This window comes from Burkholderia sp. AU31652 (assembly GCF_002223155.1).
GTDB lineage: Bacteria > Pseudomonadota > Gammaproteobacteria > Burkholderiales > Burkholderiaceae > Burkholderia.
Genome location: NZ_NKFG01000003.1, coordinates 1,060,890 through 1,086,549 on the forward strand (window position 1 = coordinate 1,060,890; position 25,660 = coordinate 1,086,549).

22 protein-coding genes are annotated in these 25,660 nt (G+C 68.4%); 15 read left to right on the forward strand and 7 right to left on the reverse strand.

Annotated features, from left to right (window positions below):
- Window positions 1-22 precede the first annotated feature (22 nt).
- From CFB40_RS07600 to CFB40_RS07620, 5 genes are all read right to left on the reverse strand, one after another.
- Window positions 23-517, reverse strand: coding sequence for a heme-degrading domain-containing protein (locus tag CFB40_RS07600; protein ID WP_089430960.1), 495 nt, complete (start codon window positions 515-517; stop codon window positions 23-25).
- 82 nt (window positions 518-599) lie between these two features.
- Entirely contained in the window at window positions 600-1,415 is an 816-nt protein-coding gene (iolB, locus tag CFB40_RS07605) for a 5-deoxy-glucuronate isomerase (RefSeq protein WP_089430961.1), read from the reverse strand.
- A 44-nt stretch (window positions 1,416-1,459) separates the two neighbouring features.
- On the reverse strand, window positions 1,460-2,389 hold the full coding sequence (gene iolE / locus CFB40_RS07610; protein WP_089430962.1) for a myo-inosose-2 dehydratase: 930 nt from the start codon (window positions 2,387-2,389) through the stop codon (window positions 1,460-1,462).
- Window positions 2,390-2,450: 61 nt separating this feature from the next.
- A complete protein-coding gene (iolD, locus tag CFB40_RS07615; protein ID WP_089430963.1) occupies window positions 2,451-4,334 on the reverse strand; it encodes a 3D-(3,5/4)-trihydroxycyclohexane-1,2-dione acylhydrolase (decyclizing) in 1,884 nt (627 codons plus the stop codon).
- 40 nt (window positions 4,335-4,374) lie between these two features.
- A complete protein-coding gene (locus CFB40_RS07620; RefSeq protein WP_089430964.1) occupies window positions 4,375-6,333 on the reverse strand; it encodes a bifunctional 5-dehydro-2-deoxygluconokinase/5-dehydro-2-deoxyphosphogluconate aldolase in 1,959 nt (652 codons plus the stop codon).
- A gap of 317 nt (window positions 6,334-6,650) precedes the next feature.
- Here CFB40_RS07620 and CFB40_RS07625 point away from each other — a divergent pair, with 317 nt between their 5' ends.
- The 8 genes from CFB40_RS07625 to CFB40_RS07660 all read left to right on the forward strand — a co-directional run bounded on the left by CFB40_RS07625 (window position 6,651) and on the right by CFB40_RS07660 (window position 15,719).
- Window positions 6,651-7,577, forward strand: a complete 927-nt coding sequence (locus CFB40_RS07625; RefSeq protein WP_089430965.1) for a sugar ABC transporter substrate-binding protein — start codon at window positions 6,651-6,653, stop codon at window positions 7,575-7,577.
- A 68-nt stretch (window positions 7,578-7,645) separates the two neighbouring features.
- Window positions 7,646-9,229, forward strand: coding sequence for a sugar ABC transporter ATP-binding protein (locus CFB40_RS07630; RefSeq protein ID WP_089430966.1), 1,584 nt, complete (start codon window positions 7,646-7,648; stop codon window positions 9,227-9,229).
- Between the two features lie 26 nt (window positions 9,230-9,255).
- Window positions 9,256-10,281: an ABC transporter permease gene (locus CFB40_RS07635; protein WP_089425167.1), complete on the forward strand. Its 1,026-nt coding sequence runs from the start codon at window positions 9,256-9,258 to the stop codon at window positions 10,279-10,281.
- Window positions 10,282-10,357: 76 nt separating this feature from the next.
- On the forward strand, window positions 10,358-11,269 hold the full coding sequence (locus CFB40_RS07640; RefSeq protein WP_089425168.1) for a sugar phosphate isomerase/epimerase family protein: 912 nt from the start codon (window positions 10,358-10,360) through the stop codon (window positions 11,267-11,269).
- Between the two features lie 59 nt (window positions 11,270-11,328).
- Complete coding sequence (locus tag CFB40_RS07645; protein ID WP_089430967.1) at window positions 11,329-12,342, forward strand: Gfo/Idh/MocA family protein; 1,014 nt, start codon at window positions 11,329-11,331, stop codon at window positions 12,340-12,342.
- 32 nt (window positions 12,343-12,374) lie between these two features.
- Window positions 12,375-13,301 (forward strand): TIM barrel protein, encoded by a 927-nt coding sequence (locus tag CFB40_RS07650; RefSeq protein ID WP_089430968.1) that lies wholly within the window; start codon window positions 12,375-12,377, stop codon window positions 13,299-13,301.
- Window positions 13,302-13,354: 53 nt separating this feature from the next.
- On the forward strand, window positions 13,355-14,527 hold the full coding sequence (locus CFB40_RS07655; RefSeq protein WP_089430969.1) for a Gfo/Idh/MocA family protein: 1,173 nt from the start codon (window positions 13,355-13,357) through the stop codon (window positions 14,525-14,527).
- 307 nt (window positions 14,528-14,834) lie between these two features.
- Window positions 14,835-15,719 (forward strand): MurR/RpiR family transcriptional regulator, encoded by an 885-nt coding sequence (locus tag CFB40_RS07660; protein ID WP_089425172.1) that lies wholly within the window; start codon window positions 14,835-14,837, stop codon window positions 15,717-15,719.
- Between the two features lie 68 nt (window positions 15,720-15,787).
- Here CFB40_RS07660 and CFB40_RS07665 read toward each other — a convergent pair whose 3' ends face one another.
- Complete coding sequence (locus CFB40_RS07665; protein WP_089425173.1) at window positions 15,788-17,308, reverse strand: CoA-acylating methylmalonate-semialdehyde dehydrogenase; 1,521 nt, start codon at window positions 17,306-17,308, stop codon at window positions 15,788-15,790.
- 114 nt (window positions 17,309-17,422) lie between these two features.
- On the opposite strand from CFB40_RS07665, the gene CFB40_RS07670 reads away from it, so the two are divergent.
- The 7 genes from CFB40_RS07670 (at window position 17,423) to CFB40_RS07700 (ending at window position 24,701) form a co-directional block, all read left to right on the forward strand.
- On the forward strand, window positions 17,423-18,358 hold the full coding sequence (locus CFB40_RS07670) for a LysR family transcriptional regulator (RefSeq protein ID WP_089430970.1): 936 nt from the start codon (window positions 17,423-17,425) through the stop codon (window positions 18,356-18,358).
- Window positions 18,359-18,475: 117 nt separating this feature from the next.
- Complete coding sequence (locus CFB40_RS07675) at window positions 18,476-18,703, forward strand: sulfurtransferase TusA family protein (RefSeq protein ID WP_006402122.1); 228 nt, start codon at window positions 18,476-18,478, stop codon at window positions 18,701-18,703.
- A gap of 195 nt (window positions 18,704-18,898) precedes the next feature.
- On the forward strand, window positions 18,899-19,321 hold the full coding sequence (locus CFB40_RS07680) for a peptidase (RefSeq protein WP_089425175.1): 423 nt from the start codon (window positions 18,899-18,901) through the stop codon (window positions 19,319-19,321).
- 267 nt (window positions 19,322-19,588) lie between these two features.
- On the forward strand, window positions 19,589-20,293 hold the full coding sequence (locus tag CFB40_RS07685; protein ID WP_006490421.1) for a response regulator transcription factor: 705 nt from the start codon (window positions 19,589-19,591) through the stop codon (window positions 20,291-20,293).
- Window positions 20,290-21,651 carry a FecR family protein gene (locus CFB40_RS07690; RefSeq protein ID WP_089430971.1) on the forward strand — a complete coding sequence of 454 codons (1,362 nt, stop codon included), beginning with the start codon at window positions 20,290-20,292 and terminating at the stop codon, window positions 21,649-21,651. The genes CFB40_RS07685 and CFB40_RS07690 overlap by 4 nt, the downstream gene beginning before the upstream one ends.
- 10 nt (window positions 21,652-21,661) lie before the next feature.
- Entirely contained in the window at window positions 21,662-24,049 is a 2,388-nt protein-coding gene (locus CFB40_RS07695; RefSeq protein ID WP_089430972.1) for a CHASE2 domain-containing protein, read from the forward strand.
- Between the two features lie 37 nt (window positions 24,050-24,086).
- On the forward strand, window positions 24,087-24,701 hold the full coding sequence (locus tag CFB40_RS07700) for a DUF4136 domain-containing protein (RefSeq protein WP_089425178.1): 615 nt from the start codon (window positions 24,087-24,089) through the stop codon (window positions 24,699-24,701).
- A 58-nt stretch (window positions 24,702-24,759) separates the two neighbouring features.
- On the opposite strand, the gene galU is transcribed toward CFB40_RS07700, so the two are convergent.
- Window positions 24,760-25,644: a UTP--glucose-1-phosphate uridylyltransferase GalU gene (gene galU, locus CFB40_RS07705; RefSeq protein ID WP_089425179.1), complete on the reverse strand. Its 885-nt coding sequence runs from the start codon at window positions 25,642-25,644 to the stop codon at window positions 24,760-24,762.
- Window positions 25,645-25,660: the final 16 nt, after the last annotated feature.

A 25,660-nucleotide genomic window follows, 5' to 3' on the forward strand; every position in this document is an offset into this window, starting at 1 on the left:
GCCGATCGCGCCGCCCGTATCGTTACGCGTGCATCGCGAGCGCGTAACGGCCGACGTGCCACTGCAGGCTCTCGACGACGAGCGTGTGATTGTGCTCGGAGTCGAGTCCCGCGATCGTCATCGCGCCGACGATGCCGGCCCCGGCGAGCCGCAACGGCACGCCGCCGCCGTCGAGCGCATAGTCGTCATCCGACAGCCCCTGTGACTGCAGTGACCAGCCGGCGCGGCGAAACCGCTCGCCGACCGCGAGCGAACTCAGGCCGAAGCGCAATACCGTGTTTTGCCGCCGGCGGATCGCATCGCTGTTGCCGGCATCGCTGCCGTCGAGCGCGCAGTAGAACAGCGGCGCCTGCTCGCCGACGATGCTCACCGCGATCGGCAGCCCGCGGCGCGACGCAAGGTTGACAGCGATTTCACCCATCCGGCGGGCGACCGCTGCGTCGAAGCGCGGCAGCGCCGGGTTCGACGCGTCGTCGTCGAAGGGATGGGGTTCGAGGCGAAAGAGGGTCGTCACCATGGCGGCTCCGTGGCGTCGCCGGCGCTGGGTGCGCGTGCCGGGCGTCGCATCGTCACGGGCCGCGCGCGGGCCCGTCTTTCCATCAGCGCTTCGGGGCGTCGAGCATCCATTCGTGCGCGGGATCGTTCTTGAACGCCCACGCGCGGCTCGGGCCGGCCATCACGTTCAGGTAGTACAGGTTGTAGCCGTGCGGCGCGACCACCGGGTGGTAGCCGCGCGGCACCATCACGACGTCGTGGTCCTCGACCGCGCACGCTTCGTCGAGGCTGCGGTCGTCCGTGTACACGCGCTGGAACGCGAAACCCTGCGGCGGATCGATCCGGTGGTAATAGGTTTCCTCGAGCGACGTTTCGTCAGGCGCCGCGTCGCGGTCGTGCTTGTGCGGCGGATAGCTGCTCGAATGGCTGGCCGGCGTGACGACTTCGACCACGAGCAGCCGGTCGGCCGCCGGGTTGTCGCCCATCAGGATGTCGCACACGTAGCGCGTGTTGGTGCCTTGCCCGCGTACCGAGCGCCGCATCCGCTCGCCGTCGAGGCGTTGCACGCGCTTGTCGCCGCTCGCGTACGGCGCGGTGCACAGCGCGATTTCCGCATCGCGCGTCGCGACCAGCGTGACCGTCTTGCCGCCCGGCACGTACAGCGCGTCCGGCGATACATCCTCGAAGACGCTGTCGCGCTTGCCGAGCGCATCGTAGGTGGCACCGTCGACCTCCGCGCGCACAGTGCCGGTGAGCACGACGACGCACAGCTCGCGCGCGCCGGTGTCGAGCGTTTCGGTGTCGCCGGCCTTCAGGCGCAGCGCACGGAAGCCGACGTGCTTCCAGCCGGCCGATTCGGGCGTGACGTTGCAGATCTCGCGGTCGGCCGAGGCCTTGATCAGCAGGGGAGAAATCGTCATGGGGTGGGGCTCCGCAACAGGGTAGGGCTCATGCGTTCACGCGCTTACGCGCTCAACCGGTCGACGATCGCGCGCAGCGATTCGTAACCCTTCTTCGCATACGCATAGCTTGGCGCGACGGCCGGATCCTGCTCGGCCTCGACGACGAGCCAGCCTTCGTAGCCGGCGTCCTTCAGCGTGTGCAGCGTCGCCTCGTAGTCGAGCGCGCCGTCGCCCGGCACGGTGAAGGTGCCGTTGATCACGCCGTTCAGGAAGCTCCAGCCGTCGTTGCGCGCCTGCGTGACGACCTGCGGTCGCACGTCCTTGCAATGCACGTGAACCACGCGCGACACATGCTTCTTCAGCAGCGTGACCGGGTCGGCCGCGCCGCCGAAATACGCGTGGCCGGTATCGAACAGCAGGAATACCTTCGCCGGGTCGGTCAGCGCCATCAGCCGGTCGACGTCGTCGGGCGACTCGACGTACGCGCCCATGTGGTGATGGTAGGCAAGCTTGATGCCGTACGTGTCGAGCAGGTGCGCGCCGAACGCGTCGAGGCGCGCCGCGTAGCGTCGCCAGGCTGCGTCGTCGACGAAGCGCGGCCGCTTCGCGACCGGCATGTCGATGTTGCCCTGGATCGTGCCCGCGCATTCGCCGTACACGACGACCTTCACGTCGTTGACCTGCAGCTTCGTCAGGTGTGCACGGCAGCGCTCGATCTCGGCGGCGACCGCATCGGCGTCGCTCATGCCCGGCTCGACCTCGGCGAGGAAGCCCGAATACCAGCCCGACACGCACACGAGCCCGAACTCGGCGAGCTTCGCCTTCAGCTCGGGGCCCGTCTTCGGAAACTTGTTGCCGAGCTCGAAGCCCGCGTAGCCGATTTCGGCGCCTTCCTTCAGCGCCGTTTCGAGCGGTGTCTCGCCGCCGAGCGACGGCAGGTCGTCGTTCATCCACGACAGGGGATTGATACCGATGCGGACGTTCCAGCTCATGACGTGCTTCCTTGGTTCGGATGTATTGTTCGCGGGGAGGGTGCGTGGGCCGTGCGCGCGATCAGCGCCGCTGCCGGGTCTTCGCATCGAGATACGCGCGGTGCGCTGCATCGACGCCGGCGCGCTCGGATACTTGCGGCACCGCGACTTCCCACCATGCGCCGCCGTCGTCGGTCGTGCGCCGGTGCGTGGTGTCGATCACGAGCACCTGGCTCGTCGTCGCCGCGCGGGCGCGTTTCATCTCGCTGCGCAGCTCGCCGATGTCGCGCACGTGCACGGCTTCGGCGCCCATCGCGCGCGCATGCATCGCGAAATCGATCGTCGAGCGCTCGCCGCCTTCCGGCACGCAGTCGTCGAGCATGTTGTTGAAGCTCGCGCCGCCGCAATTCAGTTGCAGCCGCTCGATGCAGCCGTAGCCGCGGTTGTCGAGGATCACGACGATGAGCTTGCGGCCGAGCATCACCGACGTCGCGAGTTCCGCGTTGAGCATCATGTACGAGCCGTCGCCGACGATCACGATCACTTCGCGTTCGGGCCGCGCGAGTTTCGCGCCGAGGCCGCCCGCGACCTCGTAGCCCATGCACGAGTACGCATAGTCCATGTGGTAGTTGCCCGCCACGCCGCTGCGCCACAGTTTGTGCAGTTCGGCCGGCAGCGTGCCGGCCGCGCACACGACGAGATCATCGCGCGCGCTGTCGCGGCCCGCGTCGGCCGCGGAGTCGCGCACCGCGCCGATCACTTCCGCGTCGTACGGGAGCGTGTCCTTCGGAATCCGGGTCGTGAGCTCGGTCACGCGCGCATTCCATGCGGCGGCCTGGTCGCGGTTGCTGGCGGTCCAGGCCGGATCGGCTTGCCAGCCGGCCAGCGCGGCCGACAACTGGCCGAGGCCCGTGCGCGCATCGGCCACCAGTTGACGGCCGCGTTTCTTGCCCGCGTCGAACGGCTGCACGTTCAGGCTCAATAGCGTCGCATTGCCGTAGAGCGCATGCGAGCCGGTCGTGAAATCCTGCAGCCGCGTGCCGACGGCGAACACCACGTCGGCCTGCGCGGCCGCACGGTTCGCGGCCGGCGAGCCCGTCACGCCGATCGACCCGAGATTCAGCGGATGGTCCCACGCGAGGCTGCCCTTGCCGGCCTGCGATTCGGCGACCGGCACGCCATGCGTCTCGGCGAACGCGCGCAGCGCATCCCACGCCTGGCTGTACAGCACGCCGCCGCCCGCGACGATCAGCGGCTTCTTCGCGGCCTTCAGCACGTCGAGCGCATCGGCGAGTTCGAGCGCGTCGGCCGGCGGCCGGCGCATCCGGATCACCGGCGGCGCGAAGAAATCCCCGGGCCAGTCGTATGCGAAGGTCTGCACGTCCTGCGGCAGCGCGAGGCACACGGGGCCGCACTGCGCGGGGTCGGTCATCACCTGGATCGCGCGCGGCAACGCGACGAGCAGCTGCTCGGGCGACGTGATGCGGTCGAAGTAGCGCGTCACCGGCCGGAAGCAGTCATTCGCGCTGACGTCGCCCTGTTCGAAATCCTCGACCTGCTGCAGCACCGGGTCGGGCAGCCGCGACACGAACACGTCGCCGGGCAGCAGCAACAGCGGCAGCCGGCCGACGTGCGCGAGCGCGGCCGACGTCAGCATGTTGGTCGCGCCGGGGCCGATGCTCGACGTCGCGGCCATCATCCGCTGGCGGAAATTCGCTTTCGCGAATGCGACGGCCGCATTGGCCATCCCTTGCTCGTTGTGCGCGCGGAAGGTCGGCAGGCGGTCCTTTTCCGCGTGCAGCGCCTCGCCGAGCCCGGCCACGTTGCCGTGGCCGAAGATCGCGAACACGCCGCCGCAGTACGGCAGGATCTCGGTGCGGCCGTCGGGCTGGACGACTTCGGCGCGCAGGGCGGCCAGGTAGCGCACGAGCGCCTGGCTGACGGTCAGTCTCACGGTAGAGGTCATGTCGGTCGGTGAAGAGGAAAGGGTCATCGCAGGCGTCGCGTCAGGCCGCGGCGGCGCGGGCGGCCGCGGCACGGCGGCCGAGCCACGCGTCGACCAGCTGCGCGAAGTTGCCGGCGACTTCGTCGATCAGCGCCTGGTCGTCGATCCGGCCGGCGAACCAGTTCAGCGACGCGTCGGCCCACAGCGTGCGCCCGACCATGAAGCCCTTGACGATCGGGTTGGTCGCCGAGCGGAAGCTGTCGACGAGGTATTGCAGCGGCTGGTTCAGCCCGAGGATCACGGCGCCCCGGCAATGCGGGTCGCGCTCGGCGATCAGCGCGGCGAGCCGCGTCCAGCCGTCGGCGGTGAGCGGCGTGAGCTTCCACCATTCGGGCTTCACGCCGAGGTTGTAGAAGCGCGCGATCGTGCGCAGCACCGCGTCGTCCTCGGTGCCGGCCGGCGTGACCGCGCGCGGCGGAATCATTTCCAGCAGCAGTTCGTTGCCGCTGGCGCGCGTGGCTTCCCACAGCTCCAGCACGCGCTGCTCCTGTTCGACGCGCAGGTCGACCGGGTCGTCCGGGTGATAGTGCACGAGGCACTTCACGACCTGTTCGGTCGGCCAGTGCGTGAGCGACGAGCCGACCGAGCGCGTTTCGTCGAAGCGCAGCGGCCGCGAGCCCGGCAGCTCGACCGGGCGGCCGACCCACCAGCCGCGTCCGGTCGCCGACGCCAGCGCGTCGCTGCCGTAGCCGCCGCCGTCGATCAGCACGCCCACATGGCCTTCGATCTGGCGATCGCGCTCGACCTGTTCGACCGCGCGCACGAGCAGGCGCTTCAGCGTCTTGATCCGCGCTTCGTCCGCGCCGGCCTGCACCGCGAGTTCGTAGAACTGGCTGCGATGGTCGAACGCCATCACGCACAGGTCGTCCCATTCGCGGCGCGGCACCGTCACGCGATGCAGGTGCGCGAGCGTGTGGTCGGCGTCGACCACCGGATTGCGGCTGCCGTCGAACCAGTGGGCCAGCTCGGCCGGCGTCGGCATCGCGGCGGAGCATGCATGGCGCGACACGACGATCGCGCCGCACGCGTTCGCGATGCGCGTCGACTCGGCCCAGTCGCGCCCGCGCAGCAGCCCCGACAGCAGGCCCGACAGGAACGCATCGCCCGCGCCGAGCACGTTGAGCACCTCGACGCGCTCGCCGAGATAGGTCGGCGCATCGTCGATGCGGGCGGGAATGTCGCCCTCGATCACGCAGCAGCCGAGCGCGCCGCGCTTGACGACCAGCGTCGCGTTCGTGATCTTGCGCACCGCGTGCAACGAGCCGATCACGTCGTGCGGCACGCCGCCCGCGATCAGGAATTCCTCCTCGGTGCCGACCAGCAGGTCGAATTCGCCGAGCACCTGCTGCAGCTGCCGCGTCACCTGCGCGTCCGGCACGTAGCGGTTTTCGCCCGCGCCGCGCGCGGTCAGCCCCCACAGCACCGGCCGGTAGTCGATGTCGAGGATCCGCACGACACCATGGCGGCGCGCATAGCCGAGCGCGGTCAGCGACGCCTCGCGCGTGCCCGGCGTCGACAGGTGCGTGCCGGTGATCGCGAGCGCGCGGCAGCCGGCGATGAAGTCCTCGCTGATCTCGTCGGCGCGCACGGCCATGTCCGCGCAGTTCTCGCGCACGAACAGCAGCGGGAACGTGTCGCGGTCCTTCAGCCCGAGCAGCACCAGCGCGGTGAGGCGCTCGCGGTCGGTCTGCAGCTGGCTCGTGTCGCAGCCTTCGCGCTCGAGCGTCTCGCGCAGGAAGCGGCCCATCTGTTCGTCGCCGACGCGCGAGATCATCGCGGTCTTCAGCCCGAGCCGGGCCACGCCGAACGCGACGTTGCCGGACGAGCCGCCGAGATACATCTGGAAACTGCGCGCGTCTTCCAGGCGGCTGCCGTACTGCTGCGCATAGAGATCCACGGCCACGCGGCCGAGGCAGGCGAGATCGATGGGGCGGTCACTCGGAAAGGTCAGCAGGCTCATATCACGTGTCACGCTCGCGGCCGGCGTTCGGCGATGCCGGCAGATTAGGGGACCGAAGCTCGGGCGACGCTTCGCATCGTGTGCTGCACGACGCGGGACTGCCTGCCGCAAGGAATCGGGCTACGGAACGGAGTCTAGACTTTTTGGAAATCCAGTTCCCTAGGTGAAATCACGTAGAAATAAATTTCCAAATTTTCGAGGAAGTGATCTACAGTTTCATCCGGATGCTTCAGTCCGTATCGGCTTCGATCGGACTCGGCCCGGCGGCGCGCAACGCGCCGTCTTCCGCCCCCCGGAGATGAGGAGACAGATTGATCATGAAGACCAAGCTGATGGCCGTCGCGGCCGCCGCGATCCTGGCAGCGCCGCTCGCGCATGCCGAGAAGATCGGCGTGACGATGGCGTCGTTCGACGACACGTTCCTGACCATCCTGCGCAACAGCATCGCCGATTCGGCGAAGAAGGACGGCGCGACGGTGCAGATCGAGGACGGCGGCAACGACGTCGGCAAGCAGTTGAGCCAGGTCCAGAACATGATCGCGCAGAAGGTCGACGCGATCATCGTGAACGCGGTCGATACCGACGCGACGCCGAAGATCACCAAGATGGTGACGGCGGCCAAGATTCCGCTCGTCTACGTGAACCGCAAGCCGGTCGATTTCGACAAGCTGCCGGCGGGCGTCGCGGTGGTCGCGTCCGACGAGAAGCAGTCGGGCACGCTGCAGGCGCGCCAGGTGTGCAAGTTGCTCGGCGGCAAGGGCGACCTTCTCGTGCTGATGGGCGAGCTGTCCAACGAATCGGCGCGCGCCCGCACCAAGGACATCGAGGACGTGATCGCGACGAAGGATTGCGCGGGCATGAAGATCGTCGACAAGCGCGAAGGCAAGTGGAGCCGCACGCAGGGCCAGGACATCACGATGAACTGGCTGAGCTCCGGCACGAAGTACGACGCGATCATCTCCAACAACGACGAGATGGCGATCGGCGCGATCAACGCGCTGAAGGCCGCGCGCAAGTGGACGCCGAAGACGATCGTCGCCGGCATCGACGCGACGCCGGACGGCCTGGCGTCGATGAAGAGCGGCGAGCTGAAGGTGTCGGTGTACCAGAACGCATCCGGGCAGGGGCAGCAGGCCGTCGCGGCCGCGCTCAAGCTCGCGAAGAAGCAGCCCGTCGACCGCTACGTGAACGTGCCGTTCGAGCTCGTGACGCCCGAGAACATGAACCAGTACGCGAAGCATTGACCGGTGATCCGTTGAATGGCGCGGGCCCGGCACGACCGGGTTCGCGCACGACTTGTCGAGGAACGTCCATGTTTACAGCCAGAGTCGCGCGCCCGATGGCCGGCGACGATGCGCGGGCCGCTTCGTCCGGCTCGACCGGCGCGTCGGCCCCGCCGGCTTCTTCCGCGGCCGACTGCGTGCTCGAGGTGCGCGGTGTCGGCAAGTCCTTTCCGGGCGTCGTCGCGCTCGACGGCGTGCAGTTCCGCGTGCGCCGCGGCACCGTCCACGCGCTGATGGGCGAGAACGGCGCGGGCAAGTCGACGCTGATGAAGATCATTGCCGGCGTCTACACGCCCGACCAGGGCGAGATCCTGATCAACGGCGAGCCGGTCGTGCTGAACGGCCCGCTCGATGCGCTCGACCGCGGCATCGCGATGATCCACCAGGAACTCAACCTGATGCCGTACATGACGGTCGCGGAGAACATCTGGATCCGCCGCGAACCGAAGAACCGTTTCGGCCTGATCGATCACGCCGCGCTGCGCCGCCAGACGGCCGAGCTGTTCGAACGGCTGTCGATCGACATCGATCCGGAAACCGACGTGCGCACGCTGACCGTCGCGAGCCGCCAGATGGTCGAGATCGCGAAGGCCGTGTCGTTCGACTCCGACGTGCTGATCATGGACGAGCCGACTTCCGCGCTGACCGACAAGGAAGTCACGCACCTGTTCCGGATCATTCGCCAGCTGCGCGAGCAGGGCAAGGGCATCGTCTACATCACGCACAAGATGAACGAGCTGTTCGAGATCGCCGACGAGTTCTCGGTGTTCCGCGACGGCAAGTACATCGGCACGCATGCATCGAGCGACGTCACGCGCGACGACATCATCCGCATGATGGTCGGGCGCGAGATCACGCAGATGTTCCCGAAGGAAGAGGTGCCGATCGGCGACGTCGTGCTGTCGGTGCGGAACCTCGGCGTCGACGGCGTGTTCCGCGACGTGAGCTTCGAGCTGCGCGCGGGCGAGATCCTCGGCGTGGCCGGCCTCGTCGGCTCGGGGCGCTCGAACGTCGCGGAGGCGCTGTTCGGCGTCGTGCCGGCCACGTCGGGCGAGATCCGCATCGACGGCAAGCCGGTGCGCATCACGACGCCCGCGCAGGCGATGAAGCACGGGATGGCCTTTCTCACCGAAGACCGCAAGGACACCGGCTGCTTCCTGAATCTCGACCTGCTCGCGAACATGGAAGCGGCGGTGCTCAGCCACCGCTACGTGAAGTTCAATTTCGTGCAGCAGGCGCAACTGAAGCGCGACTGCGAGGAAATGAGCCGGATGCTGCGCGTGAAGTCGCCCGGGTTGCACGAGGAAATCCAGAACCTGTCGGGCGGCAACCAGCAGAAGGTGCTGATCGGCCGGTGGCTGCTCACGCAGCCGCGCATCCTGATCCTCGACGAACCGACGCGCGGCATCGACGTCGGCGCGAAGGCCGAGATCCACCGGCTCGTCAGCGCGCTCGCCGGCAAGGGCGTCGCGGTGCTGATGATCTCGTCGGAGATGCCGGAAGTGCTGGGAATGAGCGATCGCGTGATGGTGATGCACGAAGGGCGCATGACCGGCATCGTCGATCGCAAGGACGCCGACCAGGTCCGCATCATGGATCTCGCGTCGCGCTGAGCCGCAACAAGATTGGAGACAAAGCAATGGGCAACCTGAACCCGGTCGCGGATGCGCAGACCATGACCCTCAAGACGCGGCACACGAAGTGGCCGCCCGAGCTGAGCATCTTCCTCGTGCTCGTCGGCATCAGCCTGTTCTTCGAGATCGTCGGCTGGATCGTCGTCGGCCAGAGCTTCCTGTTCAACACCGAGCGGCTCGAGATCATCGTGCTGCAGATGGCCGTGATCGGCATCATCGCGGTCGGCGTGAACCTCGTGATCATCACCAGCGGGATCGACCTGTCGTCGGGCTCGGTCGTGGCCGCGGCGGCGGTCGTCTCGGCCAGTCTCGCGCAGGTGTCCGACTTCCCGCGCGCGGTGTTTCCGCACCTGACCGACCTGCCGATCATCTGGCCCGTGCTGGCCGGCGTGTGCGTCGGGCTGCTGGTCGGCCTGCTGAACGGCTCGCTGATCGCGATGACGGGCATCCCGCCGTTCATCGCGACGCTCGGCACGATGGTGGCCGCGCGCGGCTTCGCGAAGTGGTTCACCAACGGGATGCCGGTGTCGATGCTGACCGACCAGTTCGCGGCCATCGGCGCGGGCGCCAATCCGGTGATCATCTTTCTCGTGATCGCCGCGATCTTCCACGTCGTGCTGCGCTACACGCGCTTCGGCAAGTACACCTATGCGATCGGCGCGAACCGTCATGCGGCCGTCGTGTCGGGCATCAACGTCACGCGCCACCTGATCTTCGTCTACGCGATCGCGGGCCTGCTGAGCGGGATCGCCGGCACCGTGACGGCCGCGCGCGCGATCTCCGGCCAGTCGGGCATGGGCGTGATGTACGAGCTCGATGCGATCGCGGCGGTCGTGATCGGCGGCACGTCGCTGTCGGGCGGCCTCGGCCGCGTGACGGGCACCGTGATCGGCGTGCTGATCCTCGGCGTGATGACGTCGGGCTTCACGTTCATCCGCATCGACGCGTATTACCAGGAGATGGTCAAGGGCGCGATCATCGTCGCGGCCGTGATCGCCGACCAGTACCGCAACAAGAAGAAGCGCCGCTGACCCTTCGTGCATCGCAGATCGAGGGTGGCACGTGCCGCCGCCTTCGCCTGGAACCCGCCACCGTCGAGGATATTCGATGAAGATCGCGCTGGACCCCTACATGATTCGCCACCTGCCGCTCGACCGCCTGCCGCACGCGGTGGCCGAGCTCGGCTACGACCAGATCGAGCTGTCGCCGCGCAGCGACTTTCTCGACTGGTGGGTGATGCCCCGCGCCACACGCGAGCGGATGGCCGCTTTCCGGCAGGCGATGCGCGCGAGCGGCGTCGGCCTCGCGTCGCTGCAGCCGATGTACCGCTGGGCGAGCCCGTTCGAGGACGAGCGGCAATGGGCGGTGCGCTGCTGGAAGCAGGCGATCGAGGTGGCGGTCGAGATGGAGTGCGCGCTGATGGTGTCGGAGTTCGGGCGCGGCGCGTCACCCGAGCGCTCGGTCGGCGAACGGCCGGGGGCGAACCCGAAGGAGCTGTGCGAAGCCGCGTGGTTCCGGTCGATGGACGAGTTGCTGCCGATCCTCGAGCGCGAACGCATCGTGCTGTCGGTCGAGCCGCATCCGGAGGACTGGATCGAGCAGCTGCAGCCGGCGATCGACATCGTCACGAACATCGGCTCGCCGTCGCTGAGGCTGTCGTACATCGCGCCGCACACGTTCTACTACGGCGACGACATGGCCGCGATGATCGCGCAGGCCGCGCCGATCCTCGCGCACGTGCGCGTGGCCGACACCTTCGACCATCGCAAGAGCAGCCAGCTGCGCTACATCGTGAACCCGCCCGGTTCGAACCAGATTCGCGTGCACCAGCATCTTGACATCGGGCAGGGCGAGATCGACTGGGACGTGTTCTTTCGCGCGCTCGGCGCGGCAGGCTTCGACGGCGTGATGTCGTCGTGCGTGTTCGCGTGGGAGGACCGTGCGGAAGCGTCGTCGCGCTACATGCGCGACACGATCCAGCGCTACGTCGATCGCCATTTCGATCGCGCCGCGCGCTGACGGATGACTGACCGGTGCGGCGCGTGCCGCGCCGCCAATGAACGACTGGAGACTTTTAGATGACCTTGCAAATCGGCGTGATCGGCTGCGGTGCGATCGGCCAGGACCATATTCGCAGACTGACCCGCACGCTGTCCGGCGCGCGCGTCGTGGCCGTCAACGACATCGATCCGCAGCAGGCGCGCGACGCGGTGACGAAGTATGGGCTCGACGCGGAGATCTACGGCGACGGCCACGAGGTGGTCGCCGCCGCCGACGTGCAGGCCGTGCTCGTCACGTCGTGGGGGCCGACGCACGAAGCGTTCGTGCTCGACGCGATCGCGCACGGCAAGCCCGTGTTCTGCGAGAAGCCGCTCGCCGTCACGGCCGAAGGCTGCATGCGGATCGTCGAAGCCGAAGTCGCGCACGGCAAGCGGCTCGTGCAGGTCGGCTTCATGCGGCCGTACGACGAAGGCTATCGCGCGCTGAAGCGGGTGATCGACAGCGGCGAGATCGGCGCACCGCTGATGCTGCATTGCGCGCACCGCAACCAGTCGGTCGGCGAGCGCTACACGACCGACATGGCGATCACCGACACGCTGATCCACGAGCTCGACGTGCTGCGCTGGCTGCTCGGCGAGGACTACGTGAGCACGCAGGTCGTCTATCCGAGGAAGACGCGCCATGCGTCCGCGCATCTCGCCGATCCGCAGATCGTGCTGCTGGAAACCGCGAGCGGCGTGCGCATCGACGTCGAGATCTTCGTGAACTGCCAGTACGGCTACGACATCCAGTGCGAGGTGGTCGGCGAGCAGGGCATCGCGAAGCTGCCCGATCCGCCGGCCGTGGGGCTCAAGCATTCGGCGCGGCAGTCGGTCGAGATCATGACCGACTGGAAGGAGCGCTTCATCGCGTCGTACGACGTCGAGCTGCAGGCGTTCATCGACGGCGTGCGCGCGCATGCGCTCACCGGGCCGTCGGCCTGGGACGGCTACGCGGCGGCGGTCGCGGCCGACGCCTGCGTGCGTGCGCAAAAGAGCGGGGCGGTCGAGCCGATCGCGATGGCCGAACGCCCTGCGTTCTATCGCGGCTGAACCGCAGCCGCCTACTTGCCGGACTGACCGACATGACGATGAAGATGGGTTGCGCACCGTGCTGCTGGGGTGTCGACGACGTGAAGAACCCGCACCTGCCGCCGTGGCGGCAGGTGCTTGCCGAAGCCGCCGAGGCCGGCTACTCGGGCATCGAGCTCGGGCCGTACGGCTACATCCCGCTCGAACTCGACGTGGTGAGCGCCGAGCTCGAGCGGCAACGCCTGAGCATCACCGCCGGCACGATCTTCGACGATCTCGTGTCGCCTGAGAACCTGCCGAACCTGTTGCGCCAGACGCGCGAGATCTGCGCGCTGATCACGCGGCTGCCGAAGCTGCCGACGCAGGACGGCCAGCGCTACGCGGCGCCGTACCTCGTCGTGATGGACTGGGGCCACGACGAACGCGACTACGCGGCCGGCCACGGCGATCGCGCGCCGCGGCTGTCGGACGACAGCTGGGCGGCGATGGTCGACCACATCCGGCAGATCGCGACGATCGCGCGCGACGAATTCGGCGTGCGCACGGTGATTCATCCGCATGCGGGCGGCTACATCGAGTTCGCGGACGAGATCGACCGGATCGTCGCCGACATTCCGGCCGGCACGGCCGGCCTCTGTCTCGACACGGGCCACCTGTACTACTCGGGCATGGATCCGGAAGCCTGGCTGCGCCGCCACGCGGCGCGCCTCGACTACGTGCATTTCAAGGACATCGACGCGGCCGTGTACGACGCGGTGATGGGCGAGCACATCGCGTTCTTCGCCGCGTGCGCGCGCGGCGTGATGTGCCCGATCGGCACCGGCGTGCTCGACTACCGGTCGATCCGGCACGCGCTCGACGACATCGGCTACGCGGGATACATCACGATCGAGCAGGAGCGCGACCCGCGCAATGCCGGCACGAGCCTGCGCGACGTCGCCGCGAGCCGCGCGTTTCTCGCATCGGCCGGCTTCGCGTGATCCACCGCATCACACCCACCCTGAACTGAACACGGACCAGGAACACCCTCATCATGATTGACGGACAGATTCTGCTTGGACATTCGATTCGCTGGGGCATGGTCGGCGGCGGGCTCGGCAGCCAGATCGGCTACAGCCACCGGTCGGCCGCGCTGCGCGACGGCAGCTTCCAGCTGGTCGCCGGCGCGTTCGACATCGATCCCGAACGCGGCCGCCAGTTCGGCGTGAAGCTCGGCGTCGCGGCCGAGCGCTGCTATCCCGACTACGCGACGATGTTCGACGCCGAGGCGCGCCGCCCGGACGGCATTCGCGCGGTCTCGATCGCGACGCCGAACAACACGCACTTCGAGATCTGCCGCGCCGCGCTGAACGCGGGGCTGCACGTGGTCTGCGAGAAGCCGCTGTGCTTCACGACCGAGGAGGCCGAGGCGCTGCAGCGGCTGTCGGTCGAGAAGAACCGGATCGTCGGCGTCGCGTACGGTTATTCCGGACACCAGATGATCGAGCAGGCGCGCGAGATGATCGCGCGCGGCGATCTCGGCGAGATCCGCATCGTGCAGATGCAGTTCGCGCACGGGTTCCACAGCGAGGGTGTCGAGGCCGCGAGCGCGGCCGCGCGCTGGCGCGTCGACCCGAAGTTCGCGGGCCCGAGCTACGTGCTCGGCGACATCGGCACGCATCCGCTGTACATCTCCGAGGTGATGGCGCCCGAGCTGAAGATCCGGCGCCTGATGTGTTCGCGGCAGAGCTTCGTGAAGAGCCGCGCGCCGCTGGAAGACAACGCGTTCACGATCATGGAATACGACACGGGTGCGGTCGGCTACGTGTGGTCGAGCGCGGTGAACGCGGGCTCGATGCACAGCCAGAAGGTGCGCGTGATCGGCTCGAAGGCGAGCGTCGAGTGGTGGGACGAGCATCCGAACCAGCTGCGCTACGAAGTGCAGGGGCAGCCGGCGCAGGTGCTCGATCGCGGGATGGGTTATCTGCATCCGCATGCATTGCGCGAGGATCGCATCGGCGCCGGGCATCCGGAAGGGCTGTTCGAGGCCTGGTCGAATCTGTATGCGCGCTTCGCGCTCGCGATGGATGCGGCCGACCGCGGCGACGTCGCGGCACTGAAGAGCATCCGCTATCCGGACGTCCATGCGGGCGTGGAAGGCGTGCGCTGGGTCGAGAACTGCGTGCGCTCCGCCGATGCGGGCGGCGTGTGGGTCGACTATCGTTGAACCGGTCGAACCGCGCGCGACGGGCCGGCTGCAGTGCGCCGCGCGCCCGTCGCGCAAGGCTTCGCGCCGTCGGCCGGCGTTGGTAGACACCCTAATCTTTACGACGCCGCGTGAGCGTTGGACAATCGCTTCCAGTGTTGCCGTGGAGCGTAGGCAAGTGATGATCGAGCGCGTGGGAGCGAGCACGCGGCGCGGGCCGCGTCGCAAACGTGATTAAATTCGCCCTTCATGCATGTATCCAGTCGAGTCCCGGGCCGCGCCCGCCAGTATCGCGCGCACATCGGGGCCGTCAACTTCGCGCTATCCGATGAGTTCATCCGAGAAACCTCCCGCCACCGTCGAGCAGTTCCTGCAGCACCTGACGCAGGAGTACGACGGCCTCAGCAATCGCCTGAAGGTGATTGCGCGCCACGTGGAAACGCATCGGGACCAGCTTGGCCTGGAAGGCATCCAGACGCTCGCGCAGGCGTGCGGCGTCCAGCCGTCGGCCGTCGTGCGCTTCGCGAAGCATTTCGGCTTTTCCGGCTTCTCCGAGATGCAGAAGCTGTTCCGCGAAGGGCTCGCGCAGCAGATCGCGCCGGGGCGCGCGTACAACCTGCGGCTGCGCGACGTGATCGAATCGGGCTCGTCGAGCCTGCAGCCCGAGCAGATCGCCGACGAATTCATCAAGGGCAGCATTGCCGGGATGCAGCAGCTGCGGCAGACGCTCGACTCGCAGGCGCTCGCGCAGGCCGTCGACCTGCTCGCCGATACGCAGGCGATCTGGATCGCGGGCTCGCGGCGCGCGTTTCCGATTGCCGTGTATCTCGATTACGCGCTGCAGCACACCGACAAGCGCATCGGGCTGTTCAGCGCGCTCGGCAGCATGCATCTCGGGCAGATCCGCTCGGTGCGCGAGGGCGACGTGATGATCGTCATCTCGTTCATGCCGTATGCGGAGGAAACCGTGCAGGTCGCGCAGCAGGCCGTGCAGCGCGGCGCACGGCTGATCGCGATCACCGACAGCCGGATGAGCCCGCTGGCGCGGGAGGCCGAGGTGACGCTGATGGTGCAGGACAGCGCGACGTTCGGCTTCCGCGCGTTGACGGCCACGATGGGTCTTGCGCAGAGCCTGTTCGTCGCGCTCGCGTACCGGCTCGAACTGTCGTACCTGCCGACCGCCGACGGCGCGCACGGCACGCAGGCCGGCTGACGCCTCCTGCCGGTGTTGCCGGCGCACCGCCCGCGCGACAGCGCAGCGGGCGGTGTACCGTCAGGCGGTTACTTCGCGGTCGGCATCGCGAATTCGGCGCCCTTGCCGATGCTCGACGACCAGCGCTGCATCACCGACTTCTGGCGCGTGTAGAAGCGCACGCCTTCCTCGCCGTACGCGTGCATGTCGCCGAACAGGCTCTTCTTCCAGCCACCGAAGCCATGCCACGCCATCGGCACCGGAATCGGCACGTTGATGCCGACCATGCCGACCTGGATGCGCCGCGCGAACTCGCGCGCGATGCCGCCGTCGCTCGTGAAGCACGACACGCCGTTGCCGAATTCATGCGCGTTGATCAGGTCGACCGCTTCGCCGAAATCCTTCACGCGCACGCAGCCGAGCACGGGCCCGAAGATTTCTTCCTGGTAGATGCGCATGTCGGGCGTCACGTGATCGAACAGCGTGCCGCCGGTGAAGAAGCCGGCCTCGCGGCCCGGCACGCGCAGCCCGCGGCCGTCGACCACCAGTTGCGCGCCTTCGTTCACGCCTTGCTCGATATAGCCTTCGATGCGCTTCAGCGCGTCGCCGGTGACGATCGGGCCCATCTCGACTTCCGGCGACATGCCGTCGCCGATCACCAGCTTGCGCGCGCGCTCGGCCACCAGCGGCACGATCTGGTCCGCGATGTCGCCCACCAGCACCGCGACGCTGATCGCCATGCAGCGTTCGCCGGCCGAGCCGTACGCGGCGCCGATCAGCGCATCGACGGCCTGCTCGAGGTTCGCGTCGGGCATGACGACGAGGTGGTTCTTCGCGCCGCCGAGTGCCTGCACGCGCTTGCCCGATTGCACGGCACGCTGCTGCACGTATGCCGCGATCGGCGTCGAGCCGACGAAGCTGACGGCCTGCACGTCGGGGTGGTCGAGCAGCGCGTCGACCGCGCCCTTGTCGCCCTGCACGACGTTGAACACGCCGGCCGGGAGACCGGCCTGCGTGAGCAGGTCGGCGATGAACAGGGCCGCCGACGGGTCGCGCTCGCTCGGCTTCAGCACGAACGTGTTGCCCGTCGCGATCGCGACCGGGAACATCCAGCACGGCACCATGCACGGGAAGTTGAACGGCGTGATGCCCGCGACGACGCCGAGCGGCTGGCGCATCGTCCAGTTGTCGATGCCGGTGCTGACCTGGTCGGTGAAGTCGCCCTTCAGCAGCTGCGGCACGCCGCACGCGAATTCGATGATGTCGATGCCGCGCGCGACTTCGCCCTGCGCGTCGGAGAACACCTTGCCGTGCTCGGCCGTGATGATCGCCGCGAGGGTGTCGCGGTGCTCGTTCATCAGTTGCAGGAAGCGGTGCAGCACGCGCGCGCGGCGGATCGGCGGCGTCGCGGCCCAGGCCGGGAACGCGGCGTGGGCCGACGCGACGGCCTGCTGCACTTCGCTGTCGTCGGCGAGCGCCACGCGGCGCACCGCGCGGCCGAGCGCCGGGTTGAGGACGTCCTGGAAGCGGCCGCTGCGGCCGGCGATGGGCGCGCCGTCGACATAGTGGCCGACGTCGGCGTCGGAGGTGTACGCGGGAACCGGATTCATCGTGTCTCCTGGGGGATCGGGTGAGGGTGGACAGCGCCCAGTCTAGGCAAACGGGCGGGGCGGGAGAAGGCCGCTCAGCTTGATTCACTGTTCAGAATTCTGAATAATCACCGGATGAATCAGCAAAATGTCCAGGCGCTCTGGCCGCATATCCATTCGCTGACGGTGCTGGCCGCGGCCGGCAGTTTCACGGCCGCCGCGCAGCGGCTCGGCATCAGCAAGGCCGCGATGAGCCAGCGTATCGCCGATCTCGAAAAGGCCGCCGGCGTGCCGCTCGTGCGGCGCACGACGCGCAGCGTGCGGCTCACCGACGCTGGCCAGACGCTCGTCGACAGCACGCGCGACGCGTTCGAGTCGATCGGGCAGCACTTCGCGCGCGTGAAGGACCTGGCCGGCGAGCCGCGCGGCCTGCTGCGCCTGACGGTGCCGGTCGCGCTCGGGCGCCAGCAGGTCGTGCCGCACCTGCCCGATTTCCTGCGGCAGCATCCGGGCGTGCAGATCGAGCTCGACCTGTCGGACCGGCTGCATTCGCTGACGCAGGAGGGTTTCGACCTCGCGATCCGCCATACGACCACCGCGCCGCAGACCCACGTCGCATGGAAGTTGTGCGACACGCGCTCGCTGCTCGTCGCGAGCCGCGACTATCTCGACGCGCGTGGCGTTCCGCGCCACCCGAGCGAGCTCGTCGAGCACAGTTGCCTGTGCTATCTGCGCGACAACGAGCCGGCCGCATGGAGCTTCGAGCCGCACGGCCGGCGGCGCGAGCGCGTGAGCGTGCCGGTGCGCGGCAGCTTCGCGGCGAACAACAGCGAGGCGATGCGCGAGGCCGCGCTCGGCGGGCTCGGCATCGCGCTGCTGCCGGATTTCAGCGCGCAGCGCGATCTCGACGCCGGCCGGCTGGTCGCGCTGCTCGACGGCTGGCGGCCGTCGGGCGCGTTCGGCGACCACATCTTCGCGATCCGCCCGTACAGCCCGGTCGTGCCGAGCGCGGTGCGCGCGCTCGTGCGGCACCTGCGCGAACGGCTCGCGGGCGGCTTTTCGGGCACCTGAGCCCGGTGTCCGCGGGCGTCCGCCTGGTGGCGGCCCGGGCAGGCACGGCGGCGCTGCGGTAAAATCGCGGCTTCTCTCCGCGCCTTGAACGGCGCGTCATTCGAAGGTCGACAGCCGATGCAGATTCACAAGGAAGTGGACGCGCGCGGGCTCAATTGCCCGTTGCCGATCCTGCGTGCCAAGAAAGCGCTCGCCGATATGGAAAGCGGGCAAATCCTCAAGGTGCTCGCGACCGATCCCGGCTCGCAGCGCGATTTCGCGGCGTTCGCGAAGCAGACGGGCAACGAGATCGTCGAATCGACGACGCAGGACAAGACGTTCGTGTTCCTGATGCGCCGTCGCTGACGGCCCGTATCACGGTGCCGGCAGCGCCTGGCGCCGGTCACACTTTTCTGACAATTCTTAAACCTCGCTGCGTGATCGGCTGCGTATACTGACCCGGCCGGTCGTCCGCTCCCAGCGGATGCGCCGGCCACGGTACGTCGTACGGCGGGCACGGGGGCCATGCCTGATGCTACCGTCGTACAACGGGGAGAGGACATGTCCTTCAGACCAGGGACCATTCGAAGTCCGTCCGGAGCGGAACGCAGCGTATCGGGACTGAGCCGTATCGAGCTCGACCCGCAACAGGATCGCCACGCGCGTGCCGCGCTGGAAGCCTACGCGGATTCCGCCGCGGCCGAGATGCCGTGGCTGGCCGAGTGGCTCGACGAACGGCTGCGCGATGCCGCGCAGGACGACGGCTCGGGCCTGACCTACTGCGGTGCGACGATCGAGCGTGTGTTCGATCTGGCGCAGGCGTGGGCAGCGAGCCAGCCGGACTACGCGGCCACCGCGTGGGAGCGCGTGCGCGGCCAGCTGCAGCGGATGCTTGCCCAGCCGGCGCGTCCGGAGCCGCTGGCGCATTGCGTGCCGTCCGACGATGCTGTCGAGCCAGTGGCGGGCATCACGGGCGCCGATTAGGCGCTCGATTGCGCGGTGGGTAGGATTATTCGAAGAAAAGACGGTAGTCCGCGCAATTTATTGGCGAATTTCATACTACTATGATGAAATCGCCGGTTCGTCCGTACCCCGTTTTTGAGATATTTGGCTGGGGTCGCCGGTTTGCGCAGGTGGCGCGAGCGGCGAACGACGGCTCGCCGGCCGGTATCCGGAAGCCGCGCACGTGCTGCGCGGCCGGGTGGGGCGGGGAGCTGAACAGGACGAATCGATTTCGATTTGCGGGGTGCTATGAGAATTGCTGTACTGGATGACGATCCGGCCCAGACGGATTTCGTCAGTCAAACGCTGACGGCCGTTGGCCATACGTGCTACGCGTTCAAGGAAGGCAAGGCCCTGAAGAAGCGCCTGCAGCGCGAGACGTTCGATCTGCTGGTGCTCGACTGGAACGTGCCCGACATGTCCGGCGAGGAAGTGCTGAAGTGGGTGCGCGCCAATCAGACCGAGCACAGCCTGCCGATCATCTTCATGACGAGCCGTGACGACGAGGCGGGGATCACGCAGATCCTCAACGCCGGCGCCGACGACTACGTGGTCAAGCCGGTGTCGGGCCCGATCCTGCGCGCGCGCATCGGCTCGCTGCTGCGGCGCGCGTATCCGGTCAACGCCGAGGCCACCGTTCGCGAATTCGATCAATTCCGTTTCGACGTGAACCTGAAGCAGGCCTACGTCGGCGACAAGGCCGTGAGCCTCACGCAGAAGGAATTCGAACTCGCGCTGCTGCTGTTCCAGCACCTCGACCGGCCGCTGTCGCGCGCGCACATTCTCGATCTCGTGTGGAAGCAGGCGACCGACATCCCGTCGCGCACGATGGATACGCACATCTCGATGCTGCGCACCAAGCTCGGCCTGCGGCCCGAAAACGGTTATCGCCTCGCGCCGATCTACGGCTACGGCTACCGGCTCGAACGGGTCGGGCAGGGAGAACCGGAGTGACCACGGGAATCACGCAGCGCACGGCGAACCTGCGCACGGTCGCGCTGCGCGCAGCCTGCGCGGTCGCGTTTGCGTTCGCCGCGCAGCATGCGGCGGCCCAGCCGCCCGCGGCGGCGGGCAAGATGGTCGTCTACCGCACGCAGGCGGGCGACACGCTGTACGACGTCGCCGCGCGCTATCTGCAGGGCGCGGACGACTGGCAACTGCTGCAACAGATCAACGGCGTGCCCGCGCCGAAGCATCTGCAGCCCGGCATCGCGCTGAAGCTGCCGGTGGCGCGCCTGCGCAAGGAAAAGCTGACCGCTCGCGTCGTCGCGGTGCAGGGCACGGCCGAACGCGCGTCCGGCGATGCTTTTGCGCCGCTCGCGAACGACGCGACGCTCGCCGAGGGCGACCGCGTGCGCACGGGCCCGAACGGCTTCGTGACGCTCGAGCTCGCCGACGGCACGCACATGAGCCTGCCGCCCGACAGCCAGCTCGACCTGAAGGCGCTGCGCCGCACGGTGCTGACCGGCACGCTCGATCGTGAGTTCGAACTCACGCGCGGCTCGGTCGACAGCGAGGTCACCCATCTGAAGAAACGCGACGACCGCTTCCAGATCCGGTCGCCGTCGGTCGTGGCCGGCGTGCGCGGCACGCACTTTCGCGTGAACTACGACGCGGCCGGCAGTGCGTCGACGCGTGTCGAAGTGCTCGACGGCACCGTCGGCGTCGCGGGCGGCCGGAAGCCCGCCGATCCGACGCTCGTGCATGCGAATTTCGGCAGCGTCGCGACGTCGTCCGGCGCGGTCGGGGCGCCCGTCGAGCTGCTGCCCGCGCCGGCGCTCGCGCATCCCGACAAGGTGCAGGACGAGCCCGAGGTCGCCTTCGACGTCGCGCCGCTCGCCGACGCGCATGCGTACCGCGTGCAACTCGCGCACGACGCCGGACTGCTCGACCTGTTCCGTGAAACGCGCACCGATTCGCCGCGCGCGGTCTTCCGCGACGTGCCGAACGGGAACTACTTCGTGCGGGTCGCCGCGATCGATGCGAACGGCCTCGAGGGCCGGCCGCGGACGTACGCGTTCGAACGCCGCGTGATGGGGCTCGACGCGAGCGCGTCGCCCGGCGCCGGCGGCTACGAGTTCCGCTGGTCGCCGAACGGTTCGGGCGACGGTGCGCGCTACCGGTTCGTGCTGTCGCGCTCGAAGGACCTGAGCGCGCCGGTCGTCGACCAGGTCGGCCTGCATACGCGCCAGATCACCGTCGCGCACCTGCCGCCGGGCGAGTATTTCTGGGCCGTGACCGTCGAGGAGTTCGAAGGCGGCAAGTTCTACGAGAAGACCAGTCCGGTCAGCGCGTTCACGCTGTCGCGCTGACCCGCGGCGCATGAAACCCGATTCCGTTTCTCCGCGGCGGCGCCTCGGCCGCCGCTTCCTGATCGAATGGATCGCGATCGGCTGCCTCGGGATCGCGGTGATCCTCGCGTGCGCGCTCGGCCGGCTGTCGGCGAGCGTCGACGGCCTCATCTACGACCGGCTGCTGATGCTGCGCAGCCTGCCGCTGTCACCCGACGTGGTCGTCGTCGACATCGACAACCAGAGCGTGTCCGCGCTTGGCCGCTGGCCGTGGTCGCGCGACGTGCATGCACGGCTGCTCGACACGCTGGCGCGCGCGCAGCCGGCCGCCGTCGTCTACGACGTGCTGTTTACCGAACCGTCGCCGGAAGATCGCGCGTTCGCGGACGCCATGACCCACGTGCCGACCTTCCTGCCCGTGCTGCTGAGCCCCGAGCAGGCGGACGGCTCGCGCGCGGTCGATCCGCCGGTGGCCGCGCTCGCGGCGCGCGCGGTCGGGCTCGGCCACATCAACCTCGAAGTCGACCGCGACGGCATCGTACGCAGCGTGGCGCTGTACGAAAGCGACGGCCGCGTGCGCTGGCCGCAGCTGATGGTGCCCGTCTACCGCGCGATCCAGGCCGGCCGGCTGCACCCGGTCGGCGGCATGCCTGGCGCGGATGCGCACGACCTGTCGCGCGATGCGGCGGGCGAGGGCCGCTACCTGATCCCGTTCAGCCGCAACACGCCCGCGTATCCGACGCTGTCGTTCGACGACGTCCTCGAAGGGCGCGTGAAACCCGACGCGCTGCGCGGCAAGATCGTCGTCGTCGGCGTGACGGCGTCGGGGCTGTACGACCGCTTCGCCACGCCCGTGTCCGGCGAGTTCGGGCCGCTCGCCGGCGTGTATATCCATGCCAACGTGCTCGACATGCTGGCGACCGGCAGCGCGATCTCGCCGGCGTCGCCCGCCGGGCTGTTCATCGCGTCGCTGCTGCCGCTCGCCGCGCTGCTGGGCGGCTTCCTGATGCTGTCGCCGTGGCGCGCGCTGCTGCTGACGCTCAGCCTGGCCGCGCTGGCCGTCGTCGCGAGCATGGCGCTGCTGTTCGAGGCGCGCATCTGGCTGTCGCCGGCGCCCGCGATCTTCGGGCTGGTCGCCGTCTACCCGATCTGGAACTGGCGGCGCCTGGAAATGACGATGTCGTATCTGCGCCGCGAGCTGCAGCGGCTCGCCGACGAGCCGCACCTGCTGCCCGAGGCGCCGCGCACGCGCAGCGTCGGCGGCGACGTGCTGGAGCGACAGATGGCGCTGATGGCGCAAGCCGCGCAGCGCGTGCAGGACATGAAGCGCTTCGTGTGGGACAGCCTCGACAGCATGCCCGAGCCGATTTTCGTGACCGACCTGGCCGGCACCGTGCTGATCGCGAACCATGCGGCCAAGCGCTACGGGTCGCGCCTGTCGCTGCCGCTGCCGGAAGGCCGGCCGCTGCGCACCGCGCTCGGCGAGCTGACCTTCATGAAGACCGTCGACGGCAACGCCGAACACGACGCGGTGATCCGCGAACACTGGCCGGCGGCACTCGACCCGACGCTCGAGGCCGAGCACGACGCGATGGCGCGCGGCATCGAGGTGCGCGATCGTGACGGGCTCGACCATCTGCTACGCTACGCGGCGTGCACGAACGCGCAGGGCCGCGTGACGGGCTGGATCGCCGGCCTCGTCGACGTGACCGAACTGCACGCGGCCGAGCGGCAGCGCGAGGAAGCGCTGCACCTGTTGTCGCATGACATGCGCTCGCCGCAGTCGTCGATTCTCGCGCTCGTCGAGATCGAGCGCGACCGCGCCGAGACCGACGCGATGCGCGGGCTGCTCGCGCGGATCGAGCGCTATGCGCACCGCGCGCTGTCGCTGGCCGACGAGTTCGTGCAGCTGGCGCGCGCGGAGTCGCAGGTGTACCAGCTCGAGGTGACGAGCCTCGTCGACGTGCTGATCGATGCGAGCGACGAGGTGTGGCCGCAGGCGCAGGCGAAGCACATTCGCGTCGACACCGACGTCGGCACCGACATGTGCTGGGTGCGCGCGGACCGCTCGCTGATCACGCGCGCGTTCGTGAACCTGCTGAACAACGCAGTCAAATACAGTCCGTCCGATACCGTGATCACGTGTACGCTGGCGGTCGAGCACGCGTCGAAACGGATGTTCTGTACGATTCGCGATCAGGGATACGGCATTGCGCCGGAAGATCAGCGGCATCTGTTCGAGCGTTTCAAGCGATTCCATGCCGGCGAGCGGCCCGAAATCTCGGGCTCCGGGCTCGGCATGGCATTCGTGAAGACGGTCGTCACGCGCCATGGGGGCAGCGTGTCGGTCGACAGCGAGGTGGGTGTCGGCACCGCGGTGACGGTGTCGCTGCCCGCGATCGACGAGCCGTCCGCCTGACAGGGCCGGGCGCGACGGCAGGCATTTGGGGAAAGCCATGAGAAAGGAATGGGCAGCGACCGCGCTGGCGGCGTCGCTGTTGACGGGTTGCGCCGGCGTGACGAGCGGCGTCAGTGCGGTCGGGCAGCCGAACGCGTTCGCATCCGGCGCGCACGGCTACGATTTCGTGCGGACGGCCGCGCAGGCCGATGATGCCGAATACCGGCAGATCGAGACGCTCGTGCGCGACGAACTCGCGCACCGCGGCTTCGATGCGAAGCCGCTCGCGGCCGCGCGCTACCGGCTGTCGATCGCGTATGCGACGCAGCCGGCCTCGGTCGCGGCGATCGCCGACGGGTGCGGGGCCGCGAGCAGCGCATGCGTGACGGTCGACGGGCCGGCGCCGTTCGCGCTGCCGTTCATGGGCCGCGTGTATCGCCATGTGCTGACGCTGCGCTTCGTCGACGCGAAATCGGGCGCCGACGTCTACCGCGTATCGGCCGCGCTGCGCGATCGCGATCCCGGCACGCAGCAGGCCGCGCCTGCGCTCGTGAAGAGCGCGCTCGCGAAGGTGCCGTTCGGCGACGGCGGCGGCTGGCTCGTCAAGACGAAAAAAGACGACGCGGGCGGGATGCCGGGCGTCGTCTCGGTGAAGCCGGTCGAAGCGCGCTGAGCGTCGGCCGGTGAGGTGAGGGCGGGCCCGCCGGAGCGGGGCCTTGCCCTTGCCGCGTTCAGGCGGCCGGATGTGCGCCGTCGCGCGTGCGCAGGTATGCGTCGAACTCCGCGCCGACTTCCGCGTGGCGCAGCGCGAATTCGACCGTCGCCTTCAGGTAGCCGAGCTTGCTGCCGCAGTCGTAGCGCGTGCCCTGGTACTTGTAGGCCAGCACTTGCTCGTCGGCGAGCAGCGCCTGGATCGCGTCGGTGAGCTGCAGCTCGCCGCCCGCGCCGGGCTTCAGCGCGCGCAGGTGCTCGAAGATCCGCGGCTTCAGGATGTAGCGGCCGACCACGCCGAGGTTCGACGGCGCGACTTCCGGCGCCGGCTTCTCGACGATCGCCGACATCTTGACGATCGACTCTTCCCACTCCTTGCCGTCGACGATCCCGTACGACTTCGTCTCCGACGGCGGGATCTCTTCGACGCCGATCACCGAGCTGTGATAGTGGTCGAACACGTCGACCATCTGCTTCATCACGGGCGGGTTGCCGTCGAGCAGGTCGTCTGCGAGGATCACCGCGAACGGGTTGTCGGCCACCAGCTTTTCCGCGCACAGCACCGCATGGCCGAGGCCGAGCGCTTCCGGCTGGCGCACGTAGAAGCAGTCGACATGGCTCGGCTTGATGCTGCGCACCAGTTCGAGCAGCTTTTCCTTGCCGCGCGCCTCGAGTTCGGCCTCGACCTCGTACGACTTGTCGAAGTGGTCCTCGATCGCGCGCTTGCTGCGCCCGGTGACGAAGATCATCTCGGTGATGCCGGCGGCGATCGCTTCTTCAACCGCGTACTGGATCAGCGGCTTGTCGACGACCGGCAGCATTTCCTTGGGGCTCGCTTTCGTTGCCGGGAGGAACCGCGTGCCGAGACCAGCAACGGGGAACACTGCCTTGGTAACTTTCAACATGATCGAACCTTTATTC

Excerpts from the sequence above, each read along its gene's own strand:
- CFB40_RS07600 (WP_089430960.1), bottom strand. The coding sequence starts at position 517 with ATGGTGACGACCCTCTTTCGCCTCGAACCCCATCCCTTCGACGACGAC.
- iolB (WP_089430961.1), bottom strand. The coding sequence starts at position 1,415 with ATGACGATTTCTCCCCTGCTGATCAAGGCCTCGGCCGACCGCGAGATC.
- iolE (WP_089430962.1), bottom strand. The coding sequence starts at position 2,389 with ATGAGCTGGAACGTCCGCATCGGTATCAATCCCCTGTCGTGGATGAAC.
- iolD (WP_089430963.1), bottom strand. The coding sequence starts at position 4,334 with ATGACCTCTACCGTGAGACTGACCGTCAGCCAGGCGCTCGTGCGCTAC.
- CFB40_RS07620 (WP_089430964.1), bottom strand. The coding sequence starts at position 6,333 with ATGAGCCTGCTGACCTTTCCGAGTGACCGCCCCATCGATCTCGCCTGC.
- CFB40_RS07625 (WP_089430965.1), top strand. The coding sequence starts at position 6,651 with ATGAAGACCAAGCTGATGGCCGTCGCGGCCGCCGCGATCCTGGCAGCG.
- CFB40_RS07630 (WP_089430966.1), top strand. The coding sequence starts at position 7,646 with ATGTTTACAGCCAGAGTCGCGCGCCCGATGGCCGGCGACGATGCGCGG.
- CFB40_RS07635 (WP_089425167.1), top strand. The coding sequence starts at position 9,256 with ATGGGCAACCTGAACCCGGTCGCGGATGCGCAGACCATGACCCTCAAG.
- CFB40_RS07640 (WP_089425168.1), top strand. The coding sequence starts at position 10,358 with ATGAAGATCGCGCTGGACCCCTACATGATTCGCCACCTGCCGCTCGAC.
- CFB40_RS07645 (WP_089430967.1), top strand. The coding sequence starts at position 11,329 with ATGACCTTGCAAATCGGCGTGATCGGCTGCGGTGCGATCGGCCAGGAC.
- CFB40_RS07650 (WP_089430968.1), top strand. The coding sequence starts at position 12,375 with ATGACGATGAAGATGGGTTGCGCACCGTGCTGCTGGGGTGTCGACGAC.
- CFB40_RS07655 (WP_089430969.1), top strand. The coding sequence starts at position 13,355 with ATGATTGACGGACAGATTCTGCTTGGACATTCGATTCGCTGGGGCATG.
- CFB40_RS07660 (WP_089425172.1), top strand. The coding sequence starts at position 14,835 with ATGAGTTCATCCGAGAAACCTCCCGCCACCGTCGAGCAGTTCCTGCAG.
- CFB40_RS07665 (WP_089425173.1), bottom strand. The coding sequence starts at position 17,308 with ATGAATCCGGTTCCCGCGTACACCTCCGACGCCGACGTCGGCCACTAT.
- CFB40_RS07670 (WP_089430970.1), top strand. The coding sequence starts at position 17,423 with ATGAATCAGCAAAATGTCCAGGCGCTCTGGCCGCATATCCATTCGCTG.
- CFB40_RS07675 (WP_006402122.1), top strand. The coding sequence starts at position 18,476 with ATGCAGATTCACAAGGAAGTGGACGCGCGCGGGCTCAATTGCCCGTTG.
- CFB40_RS07680 (WP_089425175.1), top strand. The coding sequence starts at position 18,899 with ATGTCCTTCAGACCAGGGACCATTCGAAGTCCGTCCGGAGCGGAACGC.
- CFB40_RS07685 (WP_006490421.1), top strand. The coding sequence starts at position 19,589 with ATGAGAATTGCTGTACTGGATGACGATCCGGCCCAGACGGATTTCGTC.
- CFB40_RS07695 (WP_089430972.1), top strand. The coding sequence starts at position 21,662 with ATGAAACCCGATTCCGTTTCTCCGCGGCGGCGCCTCGGCCGCCGCTTC.
- CFB40_RS07700 (WP_089425178.1), top strand. The coding sequence starts at position 24,087 with ATGAGAAAGGAATGGGCAGCGACCGCGCTGGCGGCGTCGCTGTTGACG.
- galU (WP_089425179.1), bottom strand. The coding sequence starts at position 25,644 with ATGTTGAAAGTTACCAAGGCAGTGTTCCCCGTTGCTGGTCTCGGCACG.